The organism is Nitrospinota bacterium, assembly GCA_009873635.1.
Classification (GTDB): Bacteria; Nitrospinota; Nitrospinia; order Nitrospinales; family VA-1; genus LS-NOB.
In genome coordinates this window covers 29,973-32,453 of the sequence record WAHY01000003.1, presented here as the reverse complement: position 1 = coordinate 32,453, position 2,481 = coordinate 29,973, and the positions used below count along the sequence as shown (strand labels likewise).

At 42.7% G+C, this 2,481-nt stretch carries 3 protein-coding genes; all 3 read right to left on the bottom strand.

Annotated elements, in window-relative coordinates; genetic code table 11:
- The 3 genes from F3741_02855 to F3741_02845 all read right to left on the bottom strand — a co-directional run bounded on the left by F3741_02855 (nucleotide 1) and on the right by F3741_02845 (nucleotide 2,423).
- Nucleotides 1–246 carry a hypothetical protein gene (locus F3741_02855; protein ID MZG29738.1) on the bottom strand — a complete coding sequence of 82 codons (246 nt, stop codon included), beginning with the start codon at nucleotides 244–246 and terminating at the stop codon, nucleotides 1–3.
- A 42-nt stretch (nucleotides 247–288) separates the two neighbouring features.
- Entirely contained in the window at nucleotides 289–1,257 is a 969-nt protein-coding gene (locus F3741_02850; protein ID MZG29737.1) for an acetyl-CoA carboxylase carboxyltransferase subunit alpha, read from the bottom strand.
- A gap of 98 nt (nucleotides 1,258–1,355) precedes the next feature.
- A complete protein-coding gene (locus F3741_02845) occupies nucleotides 1,356–2,423 on the bottom strand; it encodes a hypothetical protein (protein ID MZG29736.1) in 1,068 nt (355 codons plus the stop codon).
- Nucleotides 2,424–2,481 lie beyond the last annotated feature (58 nt).

Sequence of the window (2,481 nt, the reverse complement as noted above, 5' to 3'; positions counted from 1 at the left end):
TCAGTGAGATAGAAAGGCGCTGGCCGTTTCGTCAAAGGATTCTTCGATCTCGTCCCTGATAATCTCCATATTGATATCTTTGGGTGGGCATGCCTTGATCCAGGCTTGCTCTTCAAGCCTGGGAACAATCTTACTTTCTCCGCTACAACCCAGCTCCAGGGTGTTGGCGATGATATCCGCCAAATGGCAATTTGCCGCCTCATAAGGAAATGAAGATGCCTCGTTGGGATTGTGGTGGTGCTTCACAACATCCTGATAGATTAAATGTGTGGGGTCTGTATCTTTAACTCAGGCCCCCTCTTCATCTACCGCGCCCATTTCACGAAACTTTTTTTCCCGCGATTGGATCAACTCTTCCAAAGGAATCGCAGTTAGACGCTCAAGGTTTTTTCGAAGGGATTTTTTAAGCCGAATAGCGGCTTGTTTATGGTTACGGTGAGCTCCACCGAGAGGTTCGCGGATAATTTCATCAATTACTTTGAATTTCAAAAGATCATTAGCAGTGAGACACAAAGCATCAGCCGCCTGGGTGGTTTTACTTTTATCTCCCCAAAGAATCGAAGCACAACCCTCTGGTGAGATGACCGAATAGACAGAATGTTCAAACATCATAATATGATCTCCAACACCAATAGCCAAAGCTCCGCCAGAGCCACCCTCTCCTATAACTACACAAACGATAGGAACTTTCAATTGTATACAGCTAAACATATTTGTAGCGATTGCTTCTGACTGACCCTTCTCCTCAGCATCAACACCGGGATATGCACCCGGTGTATCAATAAAGGTGATAACAGGCAAACCAAACTTTTCAGCCATTTGCATGAGTCGAAGAGCCTTTCTGTAGCCTGCCGGTTGAGACATACCAAAATTCCGTCGTATTTTTTCTTCGTTATCTCTGCCTTTCTGGTGACCCACTACCATCACGGAACGGCCGCAAAACTTTGCCATACCGGCTACAATCGAAGGGCCATATCCCCCATGCCTGTCTCCATGAAGTTCGAAAAAGCCATCAAAGATCAGATTCAAATAGTCCAAGGTATATGGCCTGTCAGGATGCCTTGCCACCAGGGTTTTATCCCACCCCTTTAGATTGGAGTAAACCTCATGCTTCATCCGGCGCAGCTTTTTTTTGAGCTTCGCAATTTCATGGGTGATATCGCCAACACTGTCATACATGTTAGACATAGAAACCAGATCATGGATCTGAGTTTCCAAAGCAAAAATCTCGCGTTCAAATTCTAGGATCTGTACCATAAGTTTTCTTTAATGAGCATTTAAGTTTCAGGATCTTAACACAAAGCATTCGTAACTGCCATTGACCAGCCTGTGTCGAAAAAAGAATTACGTAGATATTAGTAGAAACCAAAAATTGGATGCATGAGGTTCTTCAGGTTACTCGACTCGTTTAAAGCCCGAGCCCCTTCAACGCCTATTTTATTTTGCCCCAGTTTTAAAGATTCAAGATTCGCGAAAAGCGGCGAGTTGGCGATCGCCTTGGCCCCTTCATCCCCAATACGATTAAAGTTTAGGTTTAGCGTCTTCAGTCTTTCAAGGTTTTGAGATTTTGCCAGCGCCTGGGCACCAGCATCGGAAATATTATTTTGGGAAAGATTTAATGACTCAAGCTTTTTGAATTTACCCGATTTAGAGAGTGCAATTACAGCCTCATCTGACAAGCTGTTATTTCTCAAATCTAAAGTTTCCAGCTCTGAAACATATGGAAAGTCGAGCAACACCATGACCCCAAAATCGCCTATCAATGCTTCACCAACTTGATTCAACCGGTCATTACGGTGGAGATCTTTAAACCACTCCATAAGTTGAAAACGTTTCCAGGCTTCTTTGCCGGTTTTCTCAATAGGGTTGTACGCCAACTGGATGCTGTGAAGATTGGGCAGTTTGCTTGAATGGGTAAGATCTATGGCGCCAGGGCCTTTTATCAGGTTATAGTTCAGGTTCAACTCAACCAATTGGTTCAGGTTTTCCGAGTTGGCGATAATCTTCGCCCCCTCATCAGTGATCTGGTTGTGATAAAGGTTTAGAGTTTTCAGATTTGCAAATAATCTGGAGTCAGCAATGAACTCAACTCCTTTATCAGTAATATAATTGTGTTCAAGATAAAGGGCTTCCAGGTTTTTCAAGTTGGGAGATTCAGCCAGAATACGAACACCCTCATCGCTAATATTAACCTTGTATAACACCAAAGTTTTAACTGAGCGCAATAGAGGAGATTGGGCAACTACAGCCACACCCGAGTCCCCCAGGTTTTTTTCGTTGATACGGAGTATTTTATCGTTACGCTTGAGTTTTTTGTGGATATACTTCTCAATAGAAGTTTCAGACATTAAGCCTGGAGTTGCACCAAGTGTAAAAACAAATAGTAAACCCAGAATAAAAATCTGCCTGTAGAATTTAAACATAATTTAATACAGTAGATAAAATGTTAACGATTCAGTAATAATAACAGCGGATATAATT